The sequence below is a fragment of the Pseudoflavonifractor gallinarum genome, from assembly GCF_014982855.1.
Taxonomy (GTDB): Bacteria; Bacillota; Clostridia; order Oscillospirales; family Oscillospiraceae; genus Pseudoflavonifractor_A; species Pseudoflavonifractor_A gallinarum.
In genome coordinates this window covers 92,673-116,941 of sequence record NZ_JADCKF010000012.1, presented here as the reverse complement: position 1 = coordinate 116,941, position 24,269 = coordinate 92,673, and the positions used below count along the sequence as shown (strand labels likewise).

Below are 24,269 nucleotides of genomic sequence, written 5' to 3'. Positions count from 1 at the left end.
CGATCTTGAAGCCCTGGCCCTCCTTGCCCAGGAGGTTCTCCTTGGGCACGATGCAGTCGGTGAACACCAGCTCAGCCGTGGGGGAGCCGTGCAGGCCCATCTTCTCCTCGTGCTTGCCCACAGAGTAGCCGGGGAAGCTGCTCTCCACGATGAAGGCGGAGATGCCGCGGGTGCCCTTGCTGGGATCGGTCATGGCGAACACCACCGTCACGTCGGCCACATAGCCGTTGGTGATGAACACCTTGGAGCCGTTGAGCACATAGTGGTCGCCCTCCAGCACCGCAGTCGTGGTGCCCTTGGAGGCGTCCGAGCCAGCGTTGGGCTCGGTCAGCGCGAAGGCGCCCACCTTCCGGCCCTCGGTCAGCAGGCGCAGGTACTTCTGCTTCTGAGCCTCGGTGCCGTTGCGCAGGATGGGATCGCAGCACAGACCGTTGTGGGTGGCCACGATGTCGCCCGTGGAGGCGCACACCTTGCTCAGCTCCTCCACCGCGATGGCCGCGCTCAGGTCGTCCGCGCCAGCGCCGCCGTACTCCTTGGGCACGCACATGCCCATCACGCCGTAACGGAACAGCTTCTCAATGTTTTCACGGGGATACTCGCAGGTACGGTCGGTCTCTGCCGCGATGGGCTTCACTTCGTTCTCCGTGAACTCGCGCACCATCTTCTGGACCAGCGCCTGCTCCTTGCTGAGATTGAACTCCATAATTCGGTTCGCCTCCTACCTTCAGTTCTTGTTGTCGTTATGGATGCCCGCAATGTTCCGGGCCAGCTGCTTCTTGCCCTCCATGTTGCACTGCCGGGAGATCATGATCCGCTGCGCCTGGGGAGAGCCGGCTCCGTGCATGGACTCCGTACGGTAGCCAACCGCCGCGGCACCCAGGCAGATGTTCTCCAGGAACCGCATCACGCGCTGACGGTCCTCCGTGGACACGCCGGGGCGGCCCTTGAAGAACTTGTTGCAGATCTCGCCGATGGTCTCGCCGTTCCGGCCCACCACCGTGCCGGACTTGAAGTCCGCCTCAGAGGGCATGGTCACCATCAGGCCGCCTGCCACGTCCTCGGCCAGGCGCACGATCTCATAGGGGAAACGGGTCACGTTCTGCTTGCACACGTTGGCCAGCAGCAGGTCGATCTGGTAGTTGCCCGCCTTGGTCTGGAAGCCCTGGCTGGAGCAGGCGATGCCGCAGCAGTACAGGGTCTCGTTCAGGTGGGTCATCTCGATCAGTTTGTCCTTCACGGCGGAGGCCTTCTCCACGCCGTTGTACTCGGCCGCCAGCGCCGTGGCGCCGATCACCACGTCGCCCACGCCCACCTTACAGCCGCCGTAGCTCTGACGGTGATACCCGGCGAACCGCTCCACCATCATACCGGCAAACTCGTACTCGCCGTTCAGGAAGATATACTCGTTGGGGATGAACACATGGTCCAGAACCACCAGGGCCTCCTGGCCGCCGAAGGCCTTGTTGCCCAGGTCGATGTCTGCGTTCTCCTCCATCTTCCGGGTGTCACAGGACTGACGCCCGTAGATCATGTACATGCCCTCCGCGTCGGTGGGGCACGCAAAGGAGACCGCCCAGTCCTTATCATCCGGACCCATGGAGATGGTCGGCATGAAGATGTGCCAGTGGGAGTTGATGGAACCCGTCTGGTGGCACTTGGCACCGCACACCACGATGCCGTCCGCACGCCGCTCCACCACATGCACGTACATGTCCGGATCCTCCTGGGCGTGGGGCGCCTTGGAACGGTCGCCCTTCGGGTCGGTCATCGCGCCGTCCACCGTCAGGTCGTTGTCCTGCACCATGGTCAGGAACTTCTTGAAGTTCTCGTGGTAGTGAGTACCGTGGGCCTCGTCCACTTCATACGTGGTGGAGAACACCGCGTTGAAGCTGTCCATGCCCACGCACCGCTGGAAGCAGCTGGCCGTCTTCTGGCCCAGAAGACGCTGCATCTTCACCTTCTTGATCAGGTCATCGGTGGACTGATGCAGGTGGGTGAACCGGTTGATCTTCCGCCCGGTCAGGCTGGAGGTGGCGGTCATCAGATCCTCATACTCCGGGTTCTGGGCCAGCGCGTAGGTCATGGCCACGCAGTTGATCGAAGGACGGATCATCGGGTGATCCACCCAGTTCTCGATCTGCTCCCCGAACATGTACACCCGCGTCTTCAGCTTCCGCAGGCTCTCGATGTACTCCTGGGATGTCATCATGCAGATTTCCTCCTTTAAAATATACAGGTCAAAGAGAAGGTATAAAAAGCCAAAAATGGAATCTCATTCCGAATTTGGATCATGGGCGAAATGGAGCGCCTGCACGAGGGGTCTCGGGGACAGGCACTCCATTCCAAGGTTTGCGCAGCGCCTCAGCGCATCGCAATGGTGACTTCAGTCTCCGCCGCCAGCTCTCCAGCGGTGAATACCTGACACCGGCACGTGGCAATTGCCTTTTCCATGCGTTCGCTGAGCAGCTCCGCGTGGATCTCCAGGGTATCGCCGGGGAGGATCTTTTTACGGAACTTCACATTGTTTATGCCAAGAAACAGGGGGGTCTTGCCGGCATAGCAGGGTTTGGTCATCAGGATCAGGTCCGTGGCCTGAGCAGTGGCCTCCACAGTGTAAACACCGGGCAGCACTGGATCGCCTGGGAAATGACCCCGAAATAAATCGCGGGCAGGATCCACCCAGAAGGTAGCAACAATACGCTTGCCGGGCTCCAGCTCACTCACCTCATCAATGAGCAGCATGGGGTCGCGGTGAGGAATAATTTCCATGACCTGTACGTGATCGAGTTTCATCACGTTCTCAGCCATTCTCCACCCTCCTTTTCTGTCATCGGCGCAGCGCCTGGTCTGTTCTCCGCAGAAATCAGGCCGCTTTTCTGACCATTTTCCCTCCAATTCCTTATACCGGAAAAAGATTCCGAAAATCTGTCAGAAAAAGATTCACAAATCAGACGGATTGTGATATGCTAATCATAGACAATTTTCGGGGCTTTGTCAAGTTGAATCCTCGATTTTTATATGTAGAAAATATGGACGAAAGGTCGATGACATATGGCGAAAGAACAGGTTTCCAGTATTCTGCGTGCATTACAGATCCTGGAATGTTTTATGGACGGAGAGACGGAATGGACGCTGAAGGCTCTGGTGGATCATCTGGGGATCCCCACCACCACGGTATTCCGGCAGGTCTCCACGCTGGTTGAGCGGCAATATCTGGAGCAGGACCCGGTACGCAAGAGCTACCGCGTGGGGCCCCGCCTGATCCTGCTCTCCAGCGTGATCCTGGGTCAGTCGGATCTCCGCCGGGTGGCCCGCCCCGAGCTGGAGCAGCTCTCCAATGCGGTGAAGGAGACCATCAATCTCAGCGTGCTTTTGGACCGGGATATCTTCTATCTCGACAAGGTGGAGACCCACCGCTCCATTGTCTGTAATACAAAGATCGGTTCCCGGGTCCCGGCCTATGCTACCAGTGCCGGCAAGATCATTCTGGCCGACCAGAGCGAAGCCTATATCGACGATTACTGCGAGTGGCTCAAGCAGTGCGCCCCCCTCACCGAGCGCACCATCATCGATCCCGACCGCCTGCGGGAGGAGCTGGCGCGGGTCCGGATTGAAGGATATGCCATGGACAACGGCGAGATCGAAAGCGGCCTGATCTGCATCGGCGCTCCCATCTATGATCTGAGCCGCCGGGTGATCGCCTCGGTGTCGGTCTCCGGCCCGGACTACCGCATGTCGGCCGATCAGGAAGAGATGATCAAAGAAGTCAAGCGCACGGCCGCCAATATCTCCCGTGTGCTGGGCTATCGGGGATAATCCCACTTGCCAAGCTCTCTTTGGTGCAAAAAGAGGACCTGCTTCCGAGAAGCAGGTCCTCTTTCTTGTTCAGCAGTTTCCCGTCTCGACCGCTCCAGGCGCGGAGGAGAGGTTGTCCAGCATCAGCTCCACGATCTTCCGGTCGGTCTCCTTCATACCGTCCCGGGCCAATTCGCCCACGTTCCGGATGGTCTGGTCCACGCCCTTGCTGACGATCCCGTCTCCGCCCCAGAACTGGTGGCCCTGCCGGTACATCTGGTAGCCAAGGATACCGCTCTCCACCGCCACGGCGATCTTTCCGGCGCAGGAGGCTTTGGCTCCATCACAGATGACCCCCGAGGTGATGGCCAGGGCGTTGACCATCGTGTGGGCCACCGCGTCATAGCCGCCCCCCTCCAGGTAGGCAATTCCGGCGGCCGAAGCGCTCCCGGCGCTCACCGCTCCGCAGTAGGCCGAGAGCACACCGATGTAGGCCTTCTGGTGGATGGCCAGCAGATTGGAGACCGCCAGCGCCCGGTACATCCGCTCCTCGTCGTATCCCTTCTCCCGGGCCCAGACCACCACGGGCACCGAGGCGGTGATCCCCTGGTTCCCGCTGCCGGAATTGATGACCACCGGCAGCTCGCACCCACTCATACGGGCGTCCGATCCCGCGGCCGCCATGGACTTCACCTTGTTTTTGAGGCTTCCGCCGTCCTCCAGCAGGGTGCGCCCGATTCCAGCGCCGTACTCGTGCTCCATTCCCTCCTGGGCAATGGCCATGTTATAGGACACCTGGCGCTCCAGGACGCTCCGCACATCCTCCACGTCCAGGCAATCGGCAAATTCCACAATGCGCTCCACGCTGAGTAGGCCGCGGTCCGCCTTGTCTGCCGGCGTATCCTGCGTTTCCCCCTGCTCTGCCCGGGGCAGCTCCTCCCCGTTGCGCTGAAGAGAGACAATGTTGGTGTGTCGGTCGGTGATCCGGATGAGAGCCGTATCATCTCCTGCCCACGCGGTGAGCTCCATGTCCAGTACCGACGGGCTCTCCAGCCGCTCCACCTGGATGGGCACCTCCCGCAGGAAGGCCCGAATGGCCTCCCGCCCTGCCTCGTCCACCGTGGAGATGACCTCCAGTTCCCGCTCGGCCGCGCCCGCCGCCGCACCTGCCGCCACCGATGTCTCGATCCCCCGGAGGCCGCCGGTATTGGGCACGATGACGCTCTTCACATTCTTCATCAGATTGCCGCTCAGCGCCACTTTCATCCGCTCCGGCCGCTTTCCCAGCGCCTCCCGTACTTTGGCTGCTGCGTAGGCCAGGGCAATGGGCTCAGTGCACCCCATCGCGGGCTGGAGCTCCTCCTCCAAAATGCGGACAAAATTCTGGTAGAGCGAATCCTTGCGCTGCATACTCCATGTCCTCCTTCTGTAAAATCTCAACCGGGAAGTTCCCTATTCCAGTTCAGTATAGCACACACCCGGTCCCTCCGCCAATCCCGAATGCAGAAAAGCCATCAGGCCCGGCAGATACCGGGCCTGATGGCTTTTGAGTTAAAGAGAGAGAGAGTTGGGATATATCTGCACTCCGCCGCAGGAGGGCGGAGGCATATGTGGGGTTGTATCAGCCGTGGCAGCAAGGGCACTCGGGCGCCGGGGCCAGATCCTTCTCATCGTAGCAGATGCCGTTGCGGTCGTAGTAGTCCTTGACCGCGGCCTTGATGGCCTCCTCTGCCAGGACGGAACAGTGGATCTTCTGGGTGGGCAGTCCATCCAGAGCCTCCACCACCGCCTGGTTGGTGAGCTTCACCGCCTCTGTAATGGGCTTTCCCTTCACCAGCTCCGTGGCCATAGAGCTCGTGGCAATGGCGGAGCCGCAGCCGAAGGTGTTGAACTTCACATCGGTGATGATCCCGTCCTCCACCTTGATATACATCTTCATGATGTCGCCGCACTTGGCGTTACCGACTTCTCCGATCCCGTCGGCGTTTTCCATCTTGCCCAGGTTCCGGGGATTCTGGAAATGATCCATCACCTTTTCACTATATAACATGTGTTTTCACTCCTTTTTCCAGGTCCTCCCACACGGGAGAGATGTCGCGCAGATAGGAAACCACCTCGGGGACGACCTTGAGAATGTGGTCCATCTCCTCCATGGTGTTATACTCAGACAGGGACAGGCGCAGGGAGCCGTGGGCCACCTCATGGGGCAGTCCCAGGGCCAGCAGCACGTGGCTGGGATCCAGAGAGCCCGAAGTGCAGGCCGATCCGGAGGATGCGGCCACCCCCTTGGCATCCAGCAGGAGGAGCAGGCTCTCCCCCTCGATGCCCTCAAAGCAGAAGCTCACATTGCCGGGAAGACGGTGCTCCCGGTCTCCGTTGAGCCGGGCGTGGGGGATCTGCGAGAGCCCGTCAATGAGCTTGTCCCGCAGGGCGGTGATGTGGGCGGCATTGCGCTCCAGATTGACATTGGCCTCTTCCAGCGCGGCGGCCAGTCCCGCGATCCCGGCCAGGTTCTCGGTACCGGCCCGGCGGTTGCGCTCCTGTGCGCCGCCCTCAATAAAGGGCAGCAGCGGAAGTCCCTTCCGGCAGTAGAGGGCACCCACACCCTTGGGCCCGTGGAACTTGTGGGCGGAAAGGGATAGCATATCGATCTGGTCCCGCTCCACGTCGATGGCAAGGTGTCCCACCGCCTGGACCGCGTCAGTATGGAAGGGAATCCCCTTCTCCCGGCACAGCGCGCCGATCTCGGCAATGGGCTGGATGGTGCCCACCTCATTGTTGGCGTACATGATGGTGACCAGCGCAGTATCCTCCCGGATCGCGGCGGCTACATCCTCCACCTTGACCAGCCCCTGACTCCCCACACCCAGCAGAGTGACCTCAAAGCCCTCCCGCTCCAGCTTTTTGAGGGTGTGGAGGACGGCATGGTGCTCAAAGGCGGTGGAGATGATGTGGCGCTTGCCCTTCCGGGCGCCTACCAGCGCGGCGGAGCGGATGGCCTGGTTGTCGGCCTCGCTTCCACCGGAGGTGAAGTAGATCTCCTCCGGCTTTGCACCCAGGCAGGATGCTACTTTGGCCCGGGCGGCCTCCAGTGCTTCGGCGGCCCGCTGGCCCACACTGTGCAGGCTGGAGGGATTGCCGTAAAGCGTATCATAATAGGGCTCCATAGCCCGAATCGCCGTTTTGCTCATGGCAGTTGTGGCGGCATTGTCTGCATATACGTACACGAAAAGACCTCCTGTTCGGCTGTCATTTTTCTTTTTTCTTTAATTCCTATTGGTTTAATATGATTATAATAAAGACCGCTCTTTTTGTCAAGCGCAAAACGCGGACTTCTGTCAAAATTTACAGTACCTCTGTCATTCTCCCGTCTTGGGGAGCAGATCCTGCAAGGTCTTACGGTCCAGAAAGTCATTGATCGTATCGTAGAACTCTGTCCAGAAGGCCCGGGCCGGACAGTCTCCATGGGCCTGGTGCCGCTGGCACAGATCGGGTCCCAGTTCCAGACAGACCGTGGGGGCCAGCTTTCCCTCGGTCGCCCGCAGGATGTCCCCAATGGTATATTCCCAGGGCTCCCGCACCAGGCGGTATCCCCCGCTTTTCCCCCGGACGCTCTGAAGGAAGCCCGCCCGGCTCAGCAGAGAGATGATCTGTTCCAGATATTTGACGGTAATATCCTGGCGCTCCGCGATCTCATGGAGCGGGATCAGCCCCTCATCCCGATGGACGGCCAGATCGATCATGACCCGCAGGGCATAGCGCCCCTTGGTGGAAATTTTCAATGCTGCTCACCTCGTTTTATTTTGATTATACGATAGAAATAGTAGGAATTCAAGAGGGTACTCGGTTTCTCCCCTCCAAAACCGCCTTTCAAAGTACAGAAATCCGTTGACAGGGTTTCCGAATTGACCTAAAATATAAGAAAGGGGGAACGATTTCCCCGGTTCCAATCACCCACTGCCGGAAAGGAGGTCCCGAGTATGGAACATACCGTTATCTGTCTGAGCCGTCAGTTCGGGAGCGGCGGACGTGAAATCGGCCGCCGTCTTGCCCAGCGTCTGGGCATCGCATTTTATGACCGTGAGCTCATCGAGTTGGCCGCCGCCCGCGGCCAGATCCGGGTATCCCGGCTGGAAGATGCCGATGAGCGCAAGAGCAGTCCCTGGCTCTTCGAGAGCCTCTATGAGGGCAACGGCGCGGTCAACCGGGGCTCCTCCCCCAATGATACGCTCTTCTGGCTTCAGAGTGAGGTCATCCGGGAGAAGGCCCGCACGGAGGACTGCCTTCTGGTGGGCCGGTGTGCCGACTATGTGTTGACGCAGGCCGGCATTCCCCATAAGAGCGTCTATATCTGCGCCCCCTGGGAGGAGCGTGTCCGCCGGGTGAGCGCCCTGGAGCAGATTGACGAAAAATCCGCCGCGGCGCTGGTCCGTAAAACCGACAAACAGCGCAAGTCCTACTCGGAGTATTATACCGGAGGCACCTGGGGCGACCCGGAGAGCTATGACCTGTGCCTCAACAGCGCCCAGCTGACCACGGAAGAGATTGTAGAGCTGCTGGCCTATTTCTGCAAAGCCAAATAGACGATGCATGCCGCACCGCCGATGATACGAAAGAGGGCAGACCATATGGTCTGCCCTCTTGCTGTTTACAGACTGAAATCCTCGTCGTCCAGACGGCTCAGGTCCAGCACGGCCGGACGGGGCGGGACCCGCTTGAGCGGATCATACTGGAACGACCGGCAGTGTCCTCCCGCTTCCACCACGCCTTTCTTTTTACAGAGGATGGTATGTTCCTCCAATTGGGTCCCACGGGCGCAGTAGGCGCAGCGGGGCTCGATCTCTTTTTTGAATAGCATGGTGTGACCTCACTTCCGTCTCTTGTACACAGTGTTCTCGCACAGTCCATCCTGCGGCGAATGCCTTTCTATGGACTTATTAGGATATTATAGCACGCTTTCCCCGGTGTGAACAGGTTTTTTTCGCGTCTTTCCGGCACTCAGAAGGAACAGAAGCAAAAAAATTCCTCCCGCCGTCCCGATAGAGCACATCCAGAGGCTTCCCGGCTCCACGGAGAGGAGAAACGCTCCCCCTCCGGTCACCGCGCTCCAGGCGGGCTGCTCCACCGGCAGCAACGATACCGCCGCCGCGGTGAAGCCCGCCGCACACAGGGCGTGCAGCCCCTTTCCCAGCAGATAGGGGCGGGTGGAAAGGCCGCTCCCGCCCAACAGGGAGAGGACCTGACAGTGGACCGACAGCCCGGCCCACCCCAGGATCAGGGAGGCCATCACCATCCGCGGCCCCGCCGCTCCCCCGCCCGAGAGGGTCCACACACCGGAGGAGATCTCCAGTGCCCCGGTCAGGAGGCGCTGGGCCCACACCCCGTCCATCCCCAGGGGGCCCAGCAGCACACGGAGGAGCCGTCCCGCTCCGGTGAGTACCCCCGTCACAGTGAGCAGACGTAAAATCACATTGAAGCACACCACAAAGGCGCAGATATTCAGCATTGCCTGGAGGGATTGCTTGACCGATTCCGTAAAGGCGGCCGTGAGGTGTCGGGCCTGAAAGACCGGCCGCCGTCCCGCATGCCCTCCCCCTTGGTCCGCCCGGCCGCACACCAGCCGGAAGGCCGCCCCCACGCACAGCGCGGAGAGGATGTGCAGCCCATAGAGGAGCAGTCCCACCCGGGCGCTGGAAAAGATCCCCGCCCCCACGACCCCCAGCACAAAGGCCGGGCCGGAGTTGTTGCAGAAGGCCAGTAGCCGTTCCGCCTCCCGGCGGGTACAAAGCCCATTCTCGTAGAGGCCCAGCGCGGTTTTGGCTCCCACCGGGTATCCGCCGATCAGCCCCAGGGCCACAGCAGAGGCACAGGCGCCGTTCAGGCCGAAGAGCGGCCCCATGACCGGCTCCAGCGCCCGCCCCAGCTGACCGGCCAGTCCCAGCTCCACCACCAGAGAAGAGAGGATGAAAAAAGGAAACAGCGAGGGGATAATGACCTCCCCGCACAGCGCCAGTCCGCTGCGCGCCCCCTCCATGGCCTGGGCAGGACAGGCCATCAGCGCCGCCGCCGCACACAATAGGCCAACCGCCGTTCCCACGTCCCGGCCCCATCCCCGCTCCGGTCTATGCGCCATACGCATCACCTCCACGGGCCTATCCTATGTGTGTCTGTCCTCTCCTATGCCGCCCTCACAGGGTAAAGCGAAATTCCACCCCCCAGTCGGTATTCCGCACCGAGCAGCGGCCCCCGTGCAGTTCCACGATGCTCTTTGCAATAGCCAGGCCCAGCCCCGTACCCCCGCCGGAGCGGGCCTCATCCACCCGGTAGAAGGTGTCCCAGATCCGCTCCAGCGCCTCTTCCGGCAAAGGTGCGCTCTCATTTGTAATGGAGAAGGAGACCGTATCCCGCCCATTCTGAATGCACACCATGATACGCCCACCCTCGGGGGTGTATTTGACGGCATTTGAGGCAAAGTTTTCAATCACCTGGGCAATGCGCCCCTCATCCGCTGTGATTGTAAAGGGCGGCGGAAACTGGTACTCGATCTGAAGATTCCTGGCCTGCGCCGTCCGCTCCAATTTTTCAAAGACCGCTCGGGTCAGGTCGATGAGGGAGAACTCATCCCGGGAGAGCTTCACCTTGCCCGCCTCCAGCCGGGAGAGGTCCAACATCTCCAGCACCAAAGCGTCGGTGCGCTCGGCCTCGGCCAGAATGACGTCGACGTATTTCTCCCGCTTCTCCTCCGCGATATGCTCCTTCAGCCCCTCCGCATAGCTGTGGATAACGGCAAGAGGGGTTTTCAGCTCATGAGCGATATTGGAGGTCATCTGGCGGCGGTTCTGCTCCGCTGACTTGACATATTCCAGCGCAGTGGTCAGGCGGTTGATCTCATTGGTACGGATATGCCGCCAGTCCAGCTCGGCGTCAAAGGCCTTTGACAGTCCTTCCGCCTCTCCCCACAGCGCCGGGGCATGGTCGGGATGATATACTTTCTTCCACTGATCTCCCATGGCCTGCACGATCTCAGCCACCGGCTGTACCAGACGCTTTTTGATCTGCCCCCGGACGATCAGCAGCAGTACCAACGCCAACGCGAAGGTAACGAGATATACATTGCGCAGCTCCCGGAAGGCCGTGCGCCACGGCGAACAATAGATGATGCTGACCGTATAGAAGCGAAGCTGCGGGGCCTCCTCTTCATAGGACCCCTCCCCATAAAAATAGGGCGAGTAGTGGGTCTGCCCATCGAAATCCGTGCAGTAATTTACACTGGGGATCAAGAGATCCAGCCCCTCATACCGGGTCAGATCCTGTAACCCGTCTGCCAGTTTGGGGCCCAGCTCCTCAGTAAGTGCGCTCACGTTTTCGTAAGTGCTGCCCCCATAGGAAAAAGCCGGTGCAGGCTGATTATAACAGACATCAAACCAGTCGGAATAGAGGGTGACCCTTTCGCCATCCAGCGCCGTGGCCTCCGGATCTTCATAGATTGTGATCCAGGTAAGGGCGTTGTCCTCTACCACACCGGGAGCTGTATACTCTCCGCTCCCCCTGGAGAAGAGCGCTTCCTGAAAGGCATCCCAATCAATGTATTCGATTTTACAGGGTGTGAGATCCACACCATCAAAGGTGCCGGTAAACCGCATCGCGCTGGCATCAAAGGTCAGCGAGCTGTCCGCAACTATTGCCCGGCCCGCTTCGGTCATCTTTTCCCGGTCAAAAAGCGCCCGTGCGTTATTTCCGGAGCGCTCCTCCCGATTTTGCCACTGCTCCTCGGTCAGATACTCAAAGTAAAAATAGTCTCTCCAGCTGCATTCGAGCAGCTTTCCCTCCGGGTCATAGATCGCCGCCGCGGAATAGACCTCGTCACGATCCAGCCGCGGAAGGAAACCACCGCCTTCTCTCGTCTTCAAATTTATGTTGTGAAAAGAATCTGCCGAACTTCCGCTGTCCACCGCTTCCCACATCCGGTTCCGGTCGTAGTTTTCATGGATTTCTGAAAGCTCCCGGCCCAGCCACCCTTGCAAACTCCGTGTCGAAAGGACTGACGCAAAATCATGATATTCCGTCAGATATCGCGCGGCGGCATACTCCGCCACGATGGACGTGACGCAGTACATGGATACCAGCCATATACCCAGCACAGCAATGGCTAGGAGCCGTGTGATTGCCGTCATGGAACGCACTCGGTTGCGTCTTCTCATCCCTCACCCCTCCAGTCGGTACCCCGCCTTGATGACCGTCTTGATGCAGGCGGCCTGCTCTCCCAGCTTTTCCCGCAGGCGCTTGATCTGGGTGTCAACCGCCCGGGATTCCCCCTCGTAGTCATATCCCCAGCATTTGACCAGAAGCTGTTCCCGGCTTAGAACCATGTTTTTGTGCTCCATGAGGCAGCGCAGCAGGGCAAATTCCTTGGGCGTCAGCACTACCTCCCGTCCGGCCGCAAAGACCTTTTGGGCGGCAAGCTCCATCGTGATGCCCCCCGCCTCCATCCGGTCCCCGGCGAGCACATTCCTCCGGTTGCGCCGGATGAGAGCCATGGTCTTGGCATAGAGGACCGACAGGGTAAAGGGCTTTGTCACATAGTCGTCGGCCCCCAGCTCATATCCCAGCAGCTTATCCTCCTCATCGGACAGCGCGGTGAGGAATAGGATGGGGACATCATTGCTCCGGCGTACCGCCCGGCACACCGAGAGTCCGTCCAGCCCCGGCATCATGATGTCCAGCAATACCGCGTCAAAGGCCTCCTCTTCCAGCCGCTCCAGGGCCTCCAATCCGTCGCCGGCCTCCACCGGGCGCTCTCCCTTGCTGAGGAAATAGTCGCACAGCACCTCCCGCAGCTTGGCCTCGTCCTCTACGATCAGGATCTTACAGTCCATACTCCACGCCCCCTTTTCTCCTGGAGTATAACAGAGGAATTTGTATTCTCTGTGTCACCGCTTTTATAAACCTTCCTTTGATTTTATCATACACGATGGCCCTCTCTGCCGCAATTCTCCCCCCATACAAAAATCCAGCCCCGGAGTCCTCGGACTCCGGGGCTGGATTGCGCTCTGATTCGTTCTCTCCCTTACTCAGGAGGCGGGCAGGTACTCGCCGGGGTCCAGCGGAGCATCCCCCTGCCACAGGGCAAAGTGGAGATGGGGGGCCAGCGCACTTTCGGCGATAGCACTCTCTCCCACACTGCCCAGGGGATCGCCCGCCTGTACGGTGGCTCCCTCGGTGACGGCGGTCTCTTCCGCCAGATTGGCGTATACGCTTCGCAGCCCATCCGCGTGCTCCACGGTGACGGTGGTCCCCATCAGGTCATCCAGATGGACCGATACCACCGTTCCTGCGGCGGCGGCACACACCGTGCTCCCCACCGGGGCGGCCAGATCCACCCCCTCGTGGGTGCGCCAGTCTCCCATCGTCTGATCATAGACCAGGGTCTCCACACTGTACGGGTGGATGGTCTCTCCCTCCACCGGCCAGACAAAGGCGGTGGATGTCTCCGTCTCTTTCTGCGCGGCAGAGGGCACAGGTGTCCGGGTGGGTGCCGGTGTGGCGCTGGGTCTGGCCGTGGACTGCGGAGAAGGCCGGGTGCTCACTGCCGGTTTTTGGGGCGAGAGCGAGTGCTCCGCCGGGGGCGGCGTGACGGTGACCTGGACCTTTCCGGCCACTTCCAGCTCCTGGCTGGGAGTATCCAGATTGGCAAGAAGATAATAGCCCGAGATTCCAATTGCGGCGACGCACAGGAACAGGACTATGTAGAAGCCCTTTCCCGCCATAAAATCGCCGATGCGGTCTTTCCATGGTTCTTTCATGTTTAGCACCTCCGAGCCTATTGTGGCCCGGGGCGCTGGCGTTTATACCCGTCTTTTCAAAAGATTCCCACTCTTTTTCTCCGCGTCTCCGCTGCCCCGCATGATCCGGGCACTGAAGAGGGCCACCAGCGGCACGGTGAGCAGGATTCCCACGGAACCCGCCACACTCTGGATGAGCTCCACCGCCATGCTGTCGCTGTTGAGGATCTGGATAAGTGGATAGCCGTAGACCTGGAACAGCAGCAGCGTGTTCAGCGACGCCCCGGCGAAGGCAAGGATCAGGGTGTTGGCCATGGTCCCCATGGCATCCCGCCCGATGTTCATACCGGAGCGGAAAAGCCGCCCGGACGAGATCTTCGGGTCCACCTCCCGCAGTTCCCAGCAGGCCGAGGAGATGGACATGGCCACATCCATGACCGCCCCCAGTGCGGCGATGAGGATCCCGCTGATCAGAAGGCCCCGGATCTCCAAGTCGGCGTCATAGGCCCGCAGTACCAGATCCTCCGCCTCGGCCATGTTGAACCCGCCGATGGGCGTGATTTTCCCCACCGCCCAGGCAAACAGCCCCGCGGCGGCCACGCCGCACACACAGCCCAGGGCGGCGCACAGGGTCTTGCGGGAACACCCCGTCAGCATCAGCAGCGAGGCCACCGCCGTGAGGGCGCACACCGCCACTCCACAGGGGATGGAGGGCAGCCCCCGCAAAATGGCGGGGATAAGCAGAAACCAGATTCCTGCCAGCGTATAGGCAAGCCCCAGCAGGGCCATGAGCCCCTTTTTTCCGCCCAGCAGCAGGAGGAGCAGGGCGAACACCCCCACCATCCCCAGCAGTACGATCCCCCGGTCGTAGTTGGGGACCGACACGATATAGGGCTCTCCCGCGTCGTCATAGTCCAGCCGGACAATGACCCTTGTCCCCACGGAGCAGTCCACATTGGCATAGGCGCTGAGGTAGTTGGGGGTCTCCAGGATTCTGCCCCGATAGGGACCGCTGAGCAGCTCCACCTCCAGCAGCTGGGCACCCAGTCTCAGCCCTTCGCTCCAGGGCTCTGGCTTGGCGTCGTCCGCCAGGATATCGGTGACCCGAGCCACGGCAAACTGGCGCTTCTGCGCGGCGGTGAGTTCCCCGTCCGCCGGTCGGAGCAGAATGGCTCCGACCACCAGCAGCAGGAACAGCCCCGCTCCCATGGCCAGTCCGGCCAGACGCCGAGGCGAGCACAGGCCCTCTTTGAGGCGGGAAAGAGATGGAGATGGTTTACAGCGGCCCATAGCGGTCATCCTCTCTGGTAAAAGTCAGCGGGCGCCGCCCGCACCCGGCAGGCGGCGCCCTGTGTTATGGCTGTTTCCGAAAAATGGGGAGATACATCAATCCTTGAGCGCCTGGAAGCGGACCAGAATGGAGCACAGCTCCGCCCGGCTGGTAGCGCCCAGCGGCGCCAGAAGTCCGCCGGTCCTGCCCTGGATCAAGCCCTCGCCCACGGCCCACTCCATGGCCTCGCGGGCATAGGCGCCCACCTGCGCCTCATCGGCAAAGGCGGAGAGAGCGCCCCGCTGGCTGGTATCCCGCTTCATGTGCTGCTGATAGCGGTACAGCATGACCGCCAGCTGCTCCCGGGTCACCGGATCCTCAGGTCCGAAGCGCTCGGCGCTGTATCCGTAGACCACGCCGTTGGCACTGGCCCAGCCCACCGCCTTGCGGTACCAGGCGTCCCTCGGTACATCCAGGAAGGTGGGGAAGCGGTTGTCCTGAGAACCGGACAGGCGGTAGAGGACCGTGGCCACCATGGCCCGGCTCACCGTCTCCTCCGGCGCGAACCGGTCGGCGGAGACACCCACCATCAGACCGCTCTTGAGGACGGCGGAGACATCGTCATAGTACCAGGCCTTCTCGTCCAGATCGGTGAATACGCCGGGGCCCAGCGGGGTCTCGGGATCCTTGATGCTGGTGGTGCTGTCATTATCATCGTCGTCATCACCGCCGCTGGGCGCTGTGCAGACGATGTCGGCCCGGTCCCGGATGCGGATGCGCGGGAAGGGACCGTCCGGCGCGTTGAAGGTGTTGTCGTAGGACGCCAGACCTGTGGCCGAGATATTGCACCCCACACTCAGGTTCTGTACATCCTTATCCGTGGTGATATAGCCGTCGATGAACACCCGGCCGATGGTGCCGGCACTGTCGCGGACCAGAATGGTCTGGATCAGCCCGTTGGCCTTCTCAAAGGAGACCACGGTGCCCTTCAGGGTCACCAGGCTGCCCAGGACGGAGCCGTCGTTGAGCTGTTTTGCCGTGATGGCCTTGGGGGCAGGTACAGTTTCCTCGCCGATCTTCTCAATGGTCTTGACCGCGATCTGACGCTCACCTTGGTAGGAGGAGGTGGTGCCGGTGATGCGCACCTTGTCGCCGATCTTGAAGTTGCCGGCCACCGGGAAGGCGTTGATGCCCGCCGTGCCGTCCTGGAGGTAGATGCAGTCAAAGAAGGCGGTATTCTTGTCATAGCCCGAGGCGTTGGAGGTCACCACACCCTCGATGGTGTACTTGACTCCCTCCAGCTCCTGCTTCTGCACCGTCTCAATGGGGGTGACCGTGATGGGATTGAGGTAGCCCACCAGATTCTCACAGATGTTGTAGTTGGAATAATTCTTCTCCGAGCCGGAGTCGCCCACCTGAGCCTGGACCTCGAAGTTGGACATGAACGCCGCACCCGAGACCACGATGAGGCCCTTTCCGGGCAGCTGCTCGGTGGCCAGCACCATCAGGCGGTCGTCGCCCTCGGCCACGGTGTACTGGGGCATGGAGTCGCCGCCCAGGCCGTCCTTGTCGCTGTCCTCCGAGTAGGTGGACGCGTGGCCGTAGACCACGGGGGAGACCGTCTCCGGCAGGACCGCGGTGGGCTCACCCTTCTCGTCCACCACATAGATGGACGCGCCGCCGTACTGGCTGAAGAGCTGGGAGTAGAGGTTGTTGTTGGGATTCTCGGGGTCAAATTCCACGCCCTTCATGAGGAAGTGGTCCCAGTTGTAGGTGGAGAAGTAGAGCCGCTGGGTCTGGCCGCCGTTGAGCTCCTTGTCGTTGGTGGCGTCATCCCCGATCCGCAGGGAGGATCCCAGCGTCGCCAGGACCTTGTTCTGCTGGGCCGCCATATGGTCCTCTGCGGGGAAACTCTTGTAGCTCTCATAGTAGTCCGACCAGCCCGCCAGCACCAGTGTGCCGCCGGCACTGTTGAAGGTCTGGAGTGCCTGGATCTCCGCGTCGGTGTAGTTATAGTAGGGGTCTCTCAGGGCGCTGCCGTCCCGGCGGGAGGGCGCGGTGAGGATGATGGCCTTGTACTTGCCCTCGGCATTTTCACAGGCCGCGATCAGGTCCGCGCTGGTGTTGAGCTGCACCGTGCGCACCGAGTAGCCGGCGGCCAGGTTGCCGAAGTTGCCCATGGAGTCCTTGTAGTTGCCCGCCACATACTCGTTGGCATGGGAGGCATCAATGCCGATGTACACCAGCTGGGAGGCATCCTGGATGTCCAGGGTGATGTCCATGGTATAGGTGTACTCGGTCCCGCCCTGCTCCAGCAGGGCAGTCACACGGATGGTAGTCTCCCGGGCGGTCTCAGGGGTATACTTCCAGTCCACCTTCAGCGTGGAGGAGGCCTTCAGAGTATCCAGTCCGGTCTGTGTGCCCAGAACCTCGGTGCCGCTGGTGTAGGTGATGGACTTGACCGTAGCATCGGTCTGCTCGCTGTTGAAGAGGGTGGTGCTGAGGGTCAGCTCCTCCCCGGTCACGGGGGTAGAGGTGCCGCACTCCACCGAGGAGATGCCCAGCTTCAGGGTCTCGCCCACCCACACGGGGGCGGTCACGGCGATGTCGCCGTCACCCTGGGTGACCCGGATAAAGTAGTAGCTGTAACTGGCCGGGATGGAGCAGCTCAGCTCTCCGGAGGCCAGCTGGGCGGGATCATCCCAAGTGTAGGCCACTGCGCCCGAGTTGACCACCACTTCCACCTTGGAGATGGAGTCGGAGGCGTCGGGATCGTAGAGCGTGACGTTGATGTCGGCCATCTCCGGGACGTCCTCGATGATGGTGCCCAGCATCTCGCCGTTAAGGGTATAGTTGATCTCCAGGTTCTTGTCCTCGGTGGCGTAGACCCGGTAGTTCCGGATCGCCTCATAGAGGCCCTCTTCCGAGAAGTCGTCGGTCAGGATCACGTCCCGGGCGTCGTTGGCGTTGCCCCACTTGCCCTTGTGGTTATCCTGGTTGTTGGTGGGGGCCACGTGCCAGCCCTTATCCAGCGCCATGATGTAGTACTCATAGCTGGGATAGTAGCCGCCCGCGCCGATGGCGCCCTCGCCGTTGCCCACTTCCACCAGGAATATCCGGCTGTCGATCAGAGCGTCATAGTAGGCGAAATCGGCAAAGGTACCGAAGGTAGAGCCAGGGTGGTTGAACTGGCTGATGGAGCCATTGCCCTCGGCCTGGCTGAGGAGGGCATAGTAGGCCTTCATGCCCGCGTCGGCCGTCTTATTGTTGAGAGTGGTGTTATTGCGGGAGACGATACCGGGGGTATTGAAGGTGTTGATGTGGCCCGGGCCGCCCGACCAGGTCATCTCAAAGCCGGCGATGGCCACGATATCGGACTGGCTGGCGTTGAAGTCGGCCACGGTGTTCTTGTAGGAGGCCCAGGTCTCCTGGCTGTATGCTGTGGCCTGACTCATGTCATAGAGCGCCGCCTCGGGGTTGGCATCCCCGGACTTGTCAAAGTAGTTAGAGTGGTCCGTGAAGGACACAAAGTCCACATTGGCGCTCTCAGGCAGGTTCTTCACATACTCCAGGGCGGACTCCAGCGAGCCGGAGCCATCGGAGTAGGTGGTGTGGGAGTGGAGCTGGCCAAAGTAGAGCTGATAATTGGCCTTGCCGATGGTAAAGCTCCAGGTCCGGTTTGTGCTCTTCCCGTCCGCACGGGTGAGGGTGACGGCAACCGTGGTCCGTCCGTCCGGCAGATCGTCGGCGGGAAGATAGGTGGCCTTGCCGTTCTCCACGGTCGGGGTGACGGCAGTGCCGTTGATGGTCATGACGATTTCGGCGTTCTCCCCGGCGTTTGCAAAGGTGAACCCGATCTCCGGCCGCTTCTCCTCGCCGGTCTGGGTATTGGCGGCGGGGAATACGCCGGAGATGACCGGCTCATCCTTCACTGCAATCGAGAGGGCGCCGGAGAAGGCCACATCCTTGTTGTCGGTGCCCCGGACAGAGACCTCGATGGTCCCCTCTTTCAGCACGTCAGCGGGAATGACCAGAGAATAGGTGCCGTTCTCATAGGCAAGATTGGCAATGGTCTCCCCGTACTGGGCGGAGATCTCCTTCACGCCGAACACGCTCTCTACGGTAAAGGAAACGGTGTAATCCTTCCCCACAAAGGCGTCGCCGCCGTCGGCAAAGCGGACCGCAGGCACATTGACTACGCCCTCTGTGACCTGCACGTCAGCGGACACTGGATAGAACTGGAAGGTATAAATATCCTTATCCGTGACGTTGTACATGCTGTAGGACTTATAGGTCCCGCCATAGTACTCCAGGAACTGGGCATATTTCCCGTTGAATTTGGCGGTGCGGCTCTCCAGGGTATAGCCGCCGTTGTACTCCGCCAGGGTCCAGTCGGCATCCTCGGAAGGCTCCTTGGCATAGAAGGCATTGTTGCCTGTGCCGTTGGAGCAGAGGTAGCCGTCATACTCCGTTTTGAAGCGGTAATACGCGCCGTTCTGCTCCACAGTAAAGACCCGGGCGCCGTTTCCGATCTGGGTGATGGGGTCGGCGGCCACGGCCGAGGCGCTGGTGACGGAGGGGCTCTCCGCGTTGTCGTCCTGTCCGGCCAGAACGCCCTTGGCGCTCACATTGTAGAGCACCACGGTGTCGCCGTCCTGGGGCAGTCCCTCGCCCGGCTCAGGCCCGGGAATATCGGTTACCTTGTAGAAGTCCAGGGCAAAGAGAGACTCCTGACCTGCTCCAATTTTGTAATAGGAACTCCAGTTGTTCTTCTCCGCGTACCACTCCATATAGGCGCCGCGGACGGTGTTCTTGATGTAATAGAGGCCGTCACCCGCCTCCTCCAGCGTCCACTTGTCGTTCTTCTCCCCCAGGGGCATGCTGGAGAATTGATCTCCCATACCGATGTTCTTGCCGTCATAGGAGAAGGACCAGGTGCCGTCGCCGTTATCGGCCACCGTCCACACGTCGGCCTCGGTGAAACCCCGGAGAATGCCGTCGGCCATGTTCACATCGGTACCGTTGTTATAGTATCCAGTGTAAGTGCCAGAGAGAGCTTTCGAATACTTAGGGTTATAAATCACAACTTGATCGCCATCTGCAATCGGTCCGGCGGGGGTACCGCCCAGAACAATCTCATCGGCGATTGTGTTGCGCAGCTGGAGGGTATCCTTAAATGCGCTCACCGCGGCGGTGATGGTGATCACATCGCCCACCTTCACGGGCCATTCACCCTCTACCTTTTCACCGATCACAGCCTTGTAGAGCTGAATGGAATCGGTGCCGTCGGTGATAGTGATATTGGGGTTGGAATACTGACCATTGTTGTCAAAAATCTCCGTGACCGTCACGTTCTGAAGGGTCACATAGGTGCAGATATCGGTGGCAGCCAGTTCTCCGATGGTCTTGACCACAGGAGCCAGTGTCAACCCAGAGGATTTTTCATAGGTGCAGCCGTCCAGCTGAGGCAGGCCGTTATATTCCTTCCTCTGTCCGGTGGCAATGACCGTGTCGCCCAGGGCGATGTCATCGAAGTTGCTGCTCATACGGGCACAGATCGCGCCCGTATCGTCCTGGAGATAGACGTTTTTCCCGTCCAGCAGGGTGACCACACCCTTGACGGTCAGATCCGCAGTGTCTAACCCGGCGGCCAGAGCCTCCGCGATGGAGATGGTCTCGGGCTCCTCCGGATCGGGGGGTGTCACTTCTCCGCCGCCCTCGCCCTCCAGCTTGTAGAGGGTAAAGTCACAGGGATAGCCATTGGGATTATCGGCGATGGTCGCATTTTTGTAGGCCCGGAACTTGCTTCCAGCACTCTTGTTGCTGGCCAGCGTCACAGTGTCCTCGCCCACCCCGGCAAAGCGGAAGGTACCATCCGCAAAGGTGAAGGCCCATGTGTAGTCTCCGGACAAAATGCCGTTTTCGTTCCTGCCTTTGGGTGCCACCGTCACACCATTGTTGTCGGTAAGCACCGCGCCGTCCTCCGTCACGGAGATATTCCATCTCAAATCCACGGCGGGATCAAGGATCGTTTCCTCTGTATTGGTCTGCTCCACAGCGCTCAGCCAGGAGCCATCCAGGGCCCCTACGGCATAGCCGCTGTCTAGGACCATAAGGTACGTTCCGGTGGTGAATGCTTCTTCTGTGTCGATCTTCTGGTATGTCTCTGCTTCCCCGGCGGCAAGGGCCGCGGTGGGCAGCAGGGTCAGGAGCATGGCCAGCGCGGCCAAACTTGACAGGACCCGACGGAATCGCTTTTTCCGCATTGTTTTTTCATCCTTCCTAACATACAGGGCCACACGGGGCGGCCGGTCCAAACCTTCTGCTCGACCGTTCTGCCTTCTCCTCCTTTCTTCCTGATATCTATGGCATCACATGTTCATTTTACCAAATTATCCGGTAAACCACAACGACACTTTTGTAATTTTTGTTGTCTTTTTGTTTTGACTCTGTAACTTTTTTAAGATATTCTTCCGCATCCACTCTGTCTGCTACCCCTCAGAAGTGCAAGGCAGCTGCCGCCCGGTGTGATCGATGGTATACTCCCCGCTCAGAATCAGTTGAGAGATGGGCACGAAGGTATATCCCTTTTGCAGCAGCGTTTCCAGAATGGCCGGCAGAGCCTCCGGCGTATGGAGCGCGGCATTGTGAAAGAGAACGATCGAGCCCGGCTGGACTTTCTCTGTCACCCTCTTGGTAATCTCCGACGCGGGTATCTCCTTCCAGTCCAGACTGTCCCCATCCGTTACCCCTTCAAGCCCTTCTCCCGCGGGATCTTTCGCTCCATCCCACACCGTTTTTCATCCAATTTCTCCACACTCTCGCCCCAGGCAAAACAGGCACCCTTCGCATCCCACAATCGCGGTACCGCCCTGTCTCAAAACAAAAAGGCGGAAGGTCTTCTCTTTCGAAAACCTTCCGTCCTCTGTTGTTTAAGATTCTATTTTCTCAAATTGCTCTGAGAGCGCCGAACGATTCATATTCCGGCCGATCACCGTCAAGATGCTCTCACAGGGCGCTCCCCAGGGATGCAGATACACATGCCCGGGGGTATAGTCCGCCTGTATCCACGCACCATCCTCCAGCGGTAAAAAACCTTTTGCGCGCAGGATTTCTCCCCTTGCAGGATCGCTCAGTTTCATCAGCTCTTCCTTCCAATGCGCGGCCGTGCGAGGCCGGTAGGGATGAAACACCTCCGATGTAAACAGTTCGGCTGTATGCACATGTCCGTGTCCCGACACAGGCACACAGGACGTTCCTTCCCCCGACACCTGTTCCAAAACGCTTGAAACATCAAGCGCATCCCAAGGACAGGCCCAGATATGGGCGTCAGGGTTTTCTTCCACCAGAGAAGTGTACACAGCCCCGGCTGTCTGCGGGGATACCAGATCCAGTTTGCTGCAGATAATGGCATCCGCATGTCGAATCTGGTCCAGATAAAACATCCCCATATCTTCCACATAGGTCTGATGCATCTCCGCATCGACAATGGTAATCGCCCTGACCTGAGCTATCCCCAGTTCATCCGACACGCTGCGGCAAGTATTCAACAGCATACTCAACTCCGCTAATCCAGAGGGTTCTATCACCAGCAGATCGGGATGGTATGAGTGCTCCAACGTACGGATGGCCTGGTCAAAAGCGCCAGACAGAGAGCAGCAAATACACCCCAAGGCCAATGTGCTCACCGGAAGATCTCGGCGCTGAAGCAGAATGTCATCCACACTGCAGGTCCCAAACTCATTTTCCAACAGAGCCGTTTTTTGACCTGAGGCGGTACAATTCAGCAAGCGGCGAATAAAGGTGGTCTTCCCTGCCCCTAAAAAACCAGATACCAGTATGATTTTTCCCATTTAATCTGCCCTCAAATCAAAACTCATGCAGGATAAGAAGCTGGACTCATACCCTGACTTGGTCGACAAGTCCACATAGGAGATCGCTCGCGCCATCCTCTGCGCACGCTGCCGCTCTGCCTGAGAGAGCAGGCACATGGTGGCCCCCGCCCGGGAAGAATTGCCTACATACGAAATTTTGGACGCAAATGCAGGGGGCAGCAGGCCTGCCCCCACCAGACTCTCCGGGGAGAGATGGCGCCCAAATTGCCCGGCGACCAGTACATGGTCAATCTCCTCCAGACGCAGTTTCAACTCATCCAACAGGCACTGACATCCGGAGAGAATGGCCCCCTGTGCAGCGCGCATGCCGCATCCGATGTTCATACCTTCCAGCGCCGGACCTGCCGCACAGGAACAGGACACCAATTTATGATCGCGGCACAGGATCATCTCGCCGTTCGTCCCGATATCCACAAAAAAGACCGTGTCTTCCCGCTCATCCAGCCGTTCGGCCAACGCACCAGCCACAATGTCTCCCCCAATATAGGCGGAGACGGCCGGAAGACAGTAGAGAACGGCCTCCGGATGGAGGTGTAGTCCAACCTGTGCTGCCGGCACGGTGACGGCATCCCGAAAAACCGTACGGAATGGCGTCTGGCTGAGCGAAGCCGGGTGGACCCCCAACAGCAGGTGGATCATGGTCGCATTTCCCGCCACAGAGACTTCAAAAATATCTCTGACGCTCCCTCCCGCCTGATGGCTCAACCGTTCTGCACAGCTCTGCAGCGCCTCTGCAATGGTGCGCTGCAGGTCCGCTATTCCAGTGGAATGTTCCAAAGTGTACTGAATCCGCGAGAGCACATCCAGTCCAAACGCCTTCTGCGGATTGACAAAGCCGTCTTCACACACTTCTTGCCCGGTACGCAGGTCCACCAGAGAGACCGACACCGTAGTGGTTCCCAGGTCTACCGCCATCCCCCAGAGCGGAGTCCTCCGGATCAGGTCCACGGGTCTCCCCAAATAGGAGACGACCTCCACTTCGGTATCCGCCGGCAGAGATGCAAGGCTACGCAGCAGGGTAAGGGCCGGCTGCTTCTCTGGCGGTAAGATTGTCTCTGCAAGCGAGTTCCCGCTCCACTCTCTGTCCTTTGGTACAGGCTGCGCGGTAACTGCCGGCTGCAGGGAAACCGCCGGCATGGCACTGCTTCCAAGCACTTGCGTATGTTCCGTCTTCAAAAGCTCCAGCGGGTCCAGATCCACTGGCTCCACCGGCACCGCCATACAGGCCAGACGGATCCCCTGTTCTATTTCTTCCATCGTAAGAAAGCTGCGCTCCGTCTCTGTGAGCGGCCCCGCATTTCCCCGCAAAATCCGAACTTTGCATTTCCCGCATACGCCTTTTCCATTGCAGGGGCTTTCCAATAGGATCCCCTGGACCCGGAGCTGGTCCAAAATACTGCTTTCTGTAGGATTGACTCGCAGCATGGTAACCTCCCGATGGGATAATTTTTCTGTATATTGCTACATCGCTCTGACGATCTGTAGCTATTTTAGGGATTCCGCCGGCGGTTATCAATCGAGGGCCAT

General features: G+C 59.9%; 19 protein-coding genes. 2 read left to right on the top strand and 17 right to left on the bottom strand.

Annotation, left to right across the window (positions count from 1 at the left end; genetic code table 11):
• From INF37_RS13160 to fabZ, 3 genes are all read right to left on the bottom strand, one after another.
• Positions 1-703 (bottom strand): acyl-CoA dehydrogenase family protein (locus INF37_RS13160; RefSeq protein WP_193538765.1); only part of this gene is annotated, 703 nt, incomplete at its 3' end.
• Between the two features lie 21 nt (positions 704-724).
• Positions 725-2,209, bottom strand: a complete 1,485-nt coding sequence (locus INF37_RS13155; protein ID WP_207724981.1) for a 4-hydroxyphenylacetate 3-hydroxylase family protein — start codon at positions 2,207-2,209, stop codon at positions 725-727.
• A gap of 152 nt (positions 2,210-2,361) precedes the next feature.
• Positions 2,362-2,808 carry a 3-hydroxyacyl-ACP dehydratase FabZ gene (gene fabZ / locus INF37_RS13150; protein ID WP_235964341.1) on the bottom strand — a complete coding sequence of 149 codons (447 nt, stop codon included), beginning with the start codon at positions 2,806-2,808 and terminating at the stop codon, positions 2,362-2,364.
• Positions 2,809-3,051: 243 nt separating this feature from the next.
• On the opposite strand from fabZ, the gene INF37_RS13145 reads away from it, so the two are divergent.
• A complete protein-coding gene (locus INF37_RS13145; RefSeq protein WP_101692073.1) occupies positions 3,052-3,816 on the top strand; it encodes an IclR family transcriptional regulator in 765 nt (254 codons plus the stop codon).
• 69 nt (positions 3,817-3,885) lie between these two features.
• On the opposite strand, the gene INF37_RS13140 is transcribed toward INF37_RS13145, so the two are convergent.
• The 4 genes from INF37_RS13140 to INF37_RS13125 form a co-directional block, all read right to left on the bottom strand.
• Positions 3,886-5,205 carry an L-cysteine desulfidase family protein gene (locus INF37_RS13140; RefSeq protein ID WP_193538763.1) on the bottom strand — a complete coding sequence of 440 codons (1,320 nt, stop codon included), beginning with the start codon at positions 5,203-5,205 and terminating at the stop codon, positions 3,886-3,888.
• A gap of 211 nt (positions 5,206-5,416) precedes the next feature.
• On the bottom strand, positions 5,417-5,845 hold the full coding sequence (nifU, locus tag INF37_RS13135; RefSeq protein WP_101692075.1) for a Fe-S cluster assembly scaffold protein NifU: 429 nt from the start codon (positions 5,843-5,845) through the stop codon (positions 5,417-5,419).
• Complete coding sequence (gene nifS / locus INF37_RS13130) at positions 5,835-7,022, bottom strand: cysteine desulfurase NifS (protein ID WP_193538761.1); 1,188 nt, start codon at positions 7,020-7,022, stop codon at positions 5,835-5,837. Before nifS ends, nifU begins: the two co-directional genes overlap by 11 nt.
• Before the next feature lie 132 nt (positions 7,023-7,154).
• The gene (locus INF37_RS13125; protein WP_193538759.1) at positions 7,155-7,577 is read right to left on the bottom strand and encodes an RrF2 family transcriptional regulator; all 423 of its coding nucleotides are present in this window, start codon (positions 7,575-7,577) and stop codon (positions 7,155-7,157) included.
• 198 nt (positions 7,578-7,775) lie between these two features.
• Between INF37_RS13125 and INF37_RS13120 the strand changes: the two genes are divergently transcribed.
• Positions 7,776-8,378 carry a cytidylate kinase-like family protein gene (locus INF37_RS13120; RefSeq protein WP_101692078.1) on the top strand — a complete coding sequence of 201 codons (603 nt, stop codon included), beginning with the start codon at positions 7,776-7,778 and terminating at the stop codon, positions 8,376-8,378.
• Between the two features lie 65 nt (positions 8,379-8,443).
• Here the strand turns inward: INF37_RS13120 and INF37_RS13115 are convergent, their stop codons facing one another.
• The 10 genes from INF37_RS13115 to INF37_RS13070 all read right to left on the bottom strand — a co-directional run bounded on the left by INF37_RS13115 (position 8,444) and on the right by INF37_RS13070 (position 24,167).
• Complete coding sequence (locus tag INF37_RS13115) at positions 8,444-8,653, bottom strand: hypothetical protein (protein ID WP_101692079.1); 210 nt, start codon at positions 8,651-8,653, stop codon at positions 8,444-8,446.
• Positions 8,654-8,740: 87 nt separating this feature from the next.
• The gene (locus tag INF37_RS13110) at positions 8,741-9,928 is read right to left on the bottom strand and encodes a nucleoside recognition domain-containing protein (protein ID WP_193538757.1); all 1,188 of its coding nucleotides are present in this window, start codon (positions 9,926-9,928) and stop codon (positions 8,741-8,743) included.
• 55 nt (positions 9,929-9,983) lie between these two features.
• Complete coding sequence (locus INF37_RS13105; RefSeq protein ID WP_193538755.1) at positions 9,984-11,996, bottom strand: sensor histidine kinase; 2,013 nt, start codon at positions 11,994-11,996, stop codon at positions 9,984-9,986.
• 3 nt (positions 11,997-11,999) lie between these two features.
• The gene (locus tag INF37_RS13100) at positions 12,000-12,671 is read right to left on the bottom strand and encodes a response regulator transcription factor (RefSeq protein ID WP_193538753.1); all 672 of its coding nucleotides are present in this window, start codon (positions 12,669-12,671) and stop codon (positions 12,000-12,002) included.
• Positions 12,672-12,866: 195 nt separating this feature from the next.
• Complete coding sequence (locus INF37_RS13095) at positions 12,867-13,598, bottom strand: M23 family metallopeptidase (RefSeq protein ID WP_193538751.1); 732 nt, start codon at positions 13,596-13,598, stop codon at positions 12,867-12,869.
• A 42-nt stretch (positions 13,599-13,640) separates the two neighbouring features.
• On the bottom strand, positions 13,641-14,867 hold the full coding sequence (locus INF37_RS13090) for a YibE/F family protein (protein WP_193538749.1): 1,227 nt from the start codon (positions 14,865-14,867) through the stop codon (positions 13,641-13,643).
• A gap of 96 nt (positions 14,868-14,963) precedes the next feature.
• Complete coding sequence (locus INF37_RS13085; RefSeq protein WP_193538747.1) at positions 14,964-21,113, bottom strand: S-layer homology domain-containing protein; 6,150 nt, start codon at positions 21,111-21,113, stop codon at positions 14,964-14,966.
• Positions 21,114-21,338: 225 nt separating this feature from the next.
• On the bottom strand, positions 21,339-21,536 hold the full coding sequence (locus tag INF37_RS13080; RefSeq protein WP_235964340.1) for a polysaccharide deacetylase family protein: 198 nt from the start codon (positions 21,534-21,536) through the stop codon (positions 21,339-21,341).
• Between the two features lie 243 nt (positions 21,537-21,779).
• Positions 21,780-22,700 carry a CobW family GTP-binding protein gene (locus tag INF37_RS13075; protein WP_193538745.1) on the bottom strand — a complete coding sequence of 307 codons (921 nt, stop codon included), beginning with the start codon at positions 22,698-22,700 and terminating at the stop codon, positions 21,780-21,782.
• On the bottom strand, positions 22,701-24,167 hold the full coding sequence (locus INF37_RS13070; RefSeq protein ID WP_193538743.1) for an ASKHA domain-containing protein: 1,467 nt from the start codon (positions 24,165-24,167) through the stop codon (positions 22,701-22,703).
• Positions 24,168-24,269: the final 102 nt, after the last annotated feature.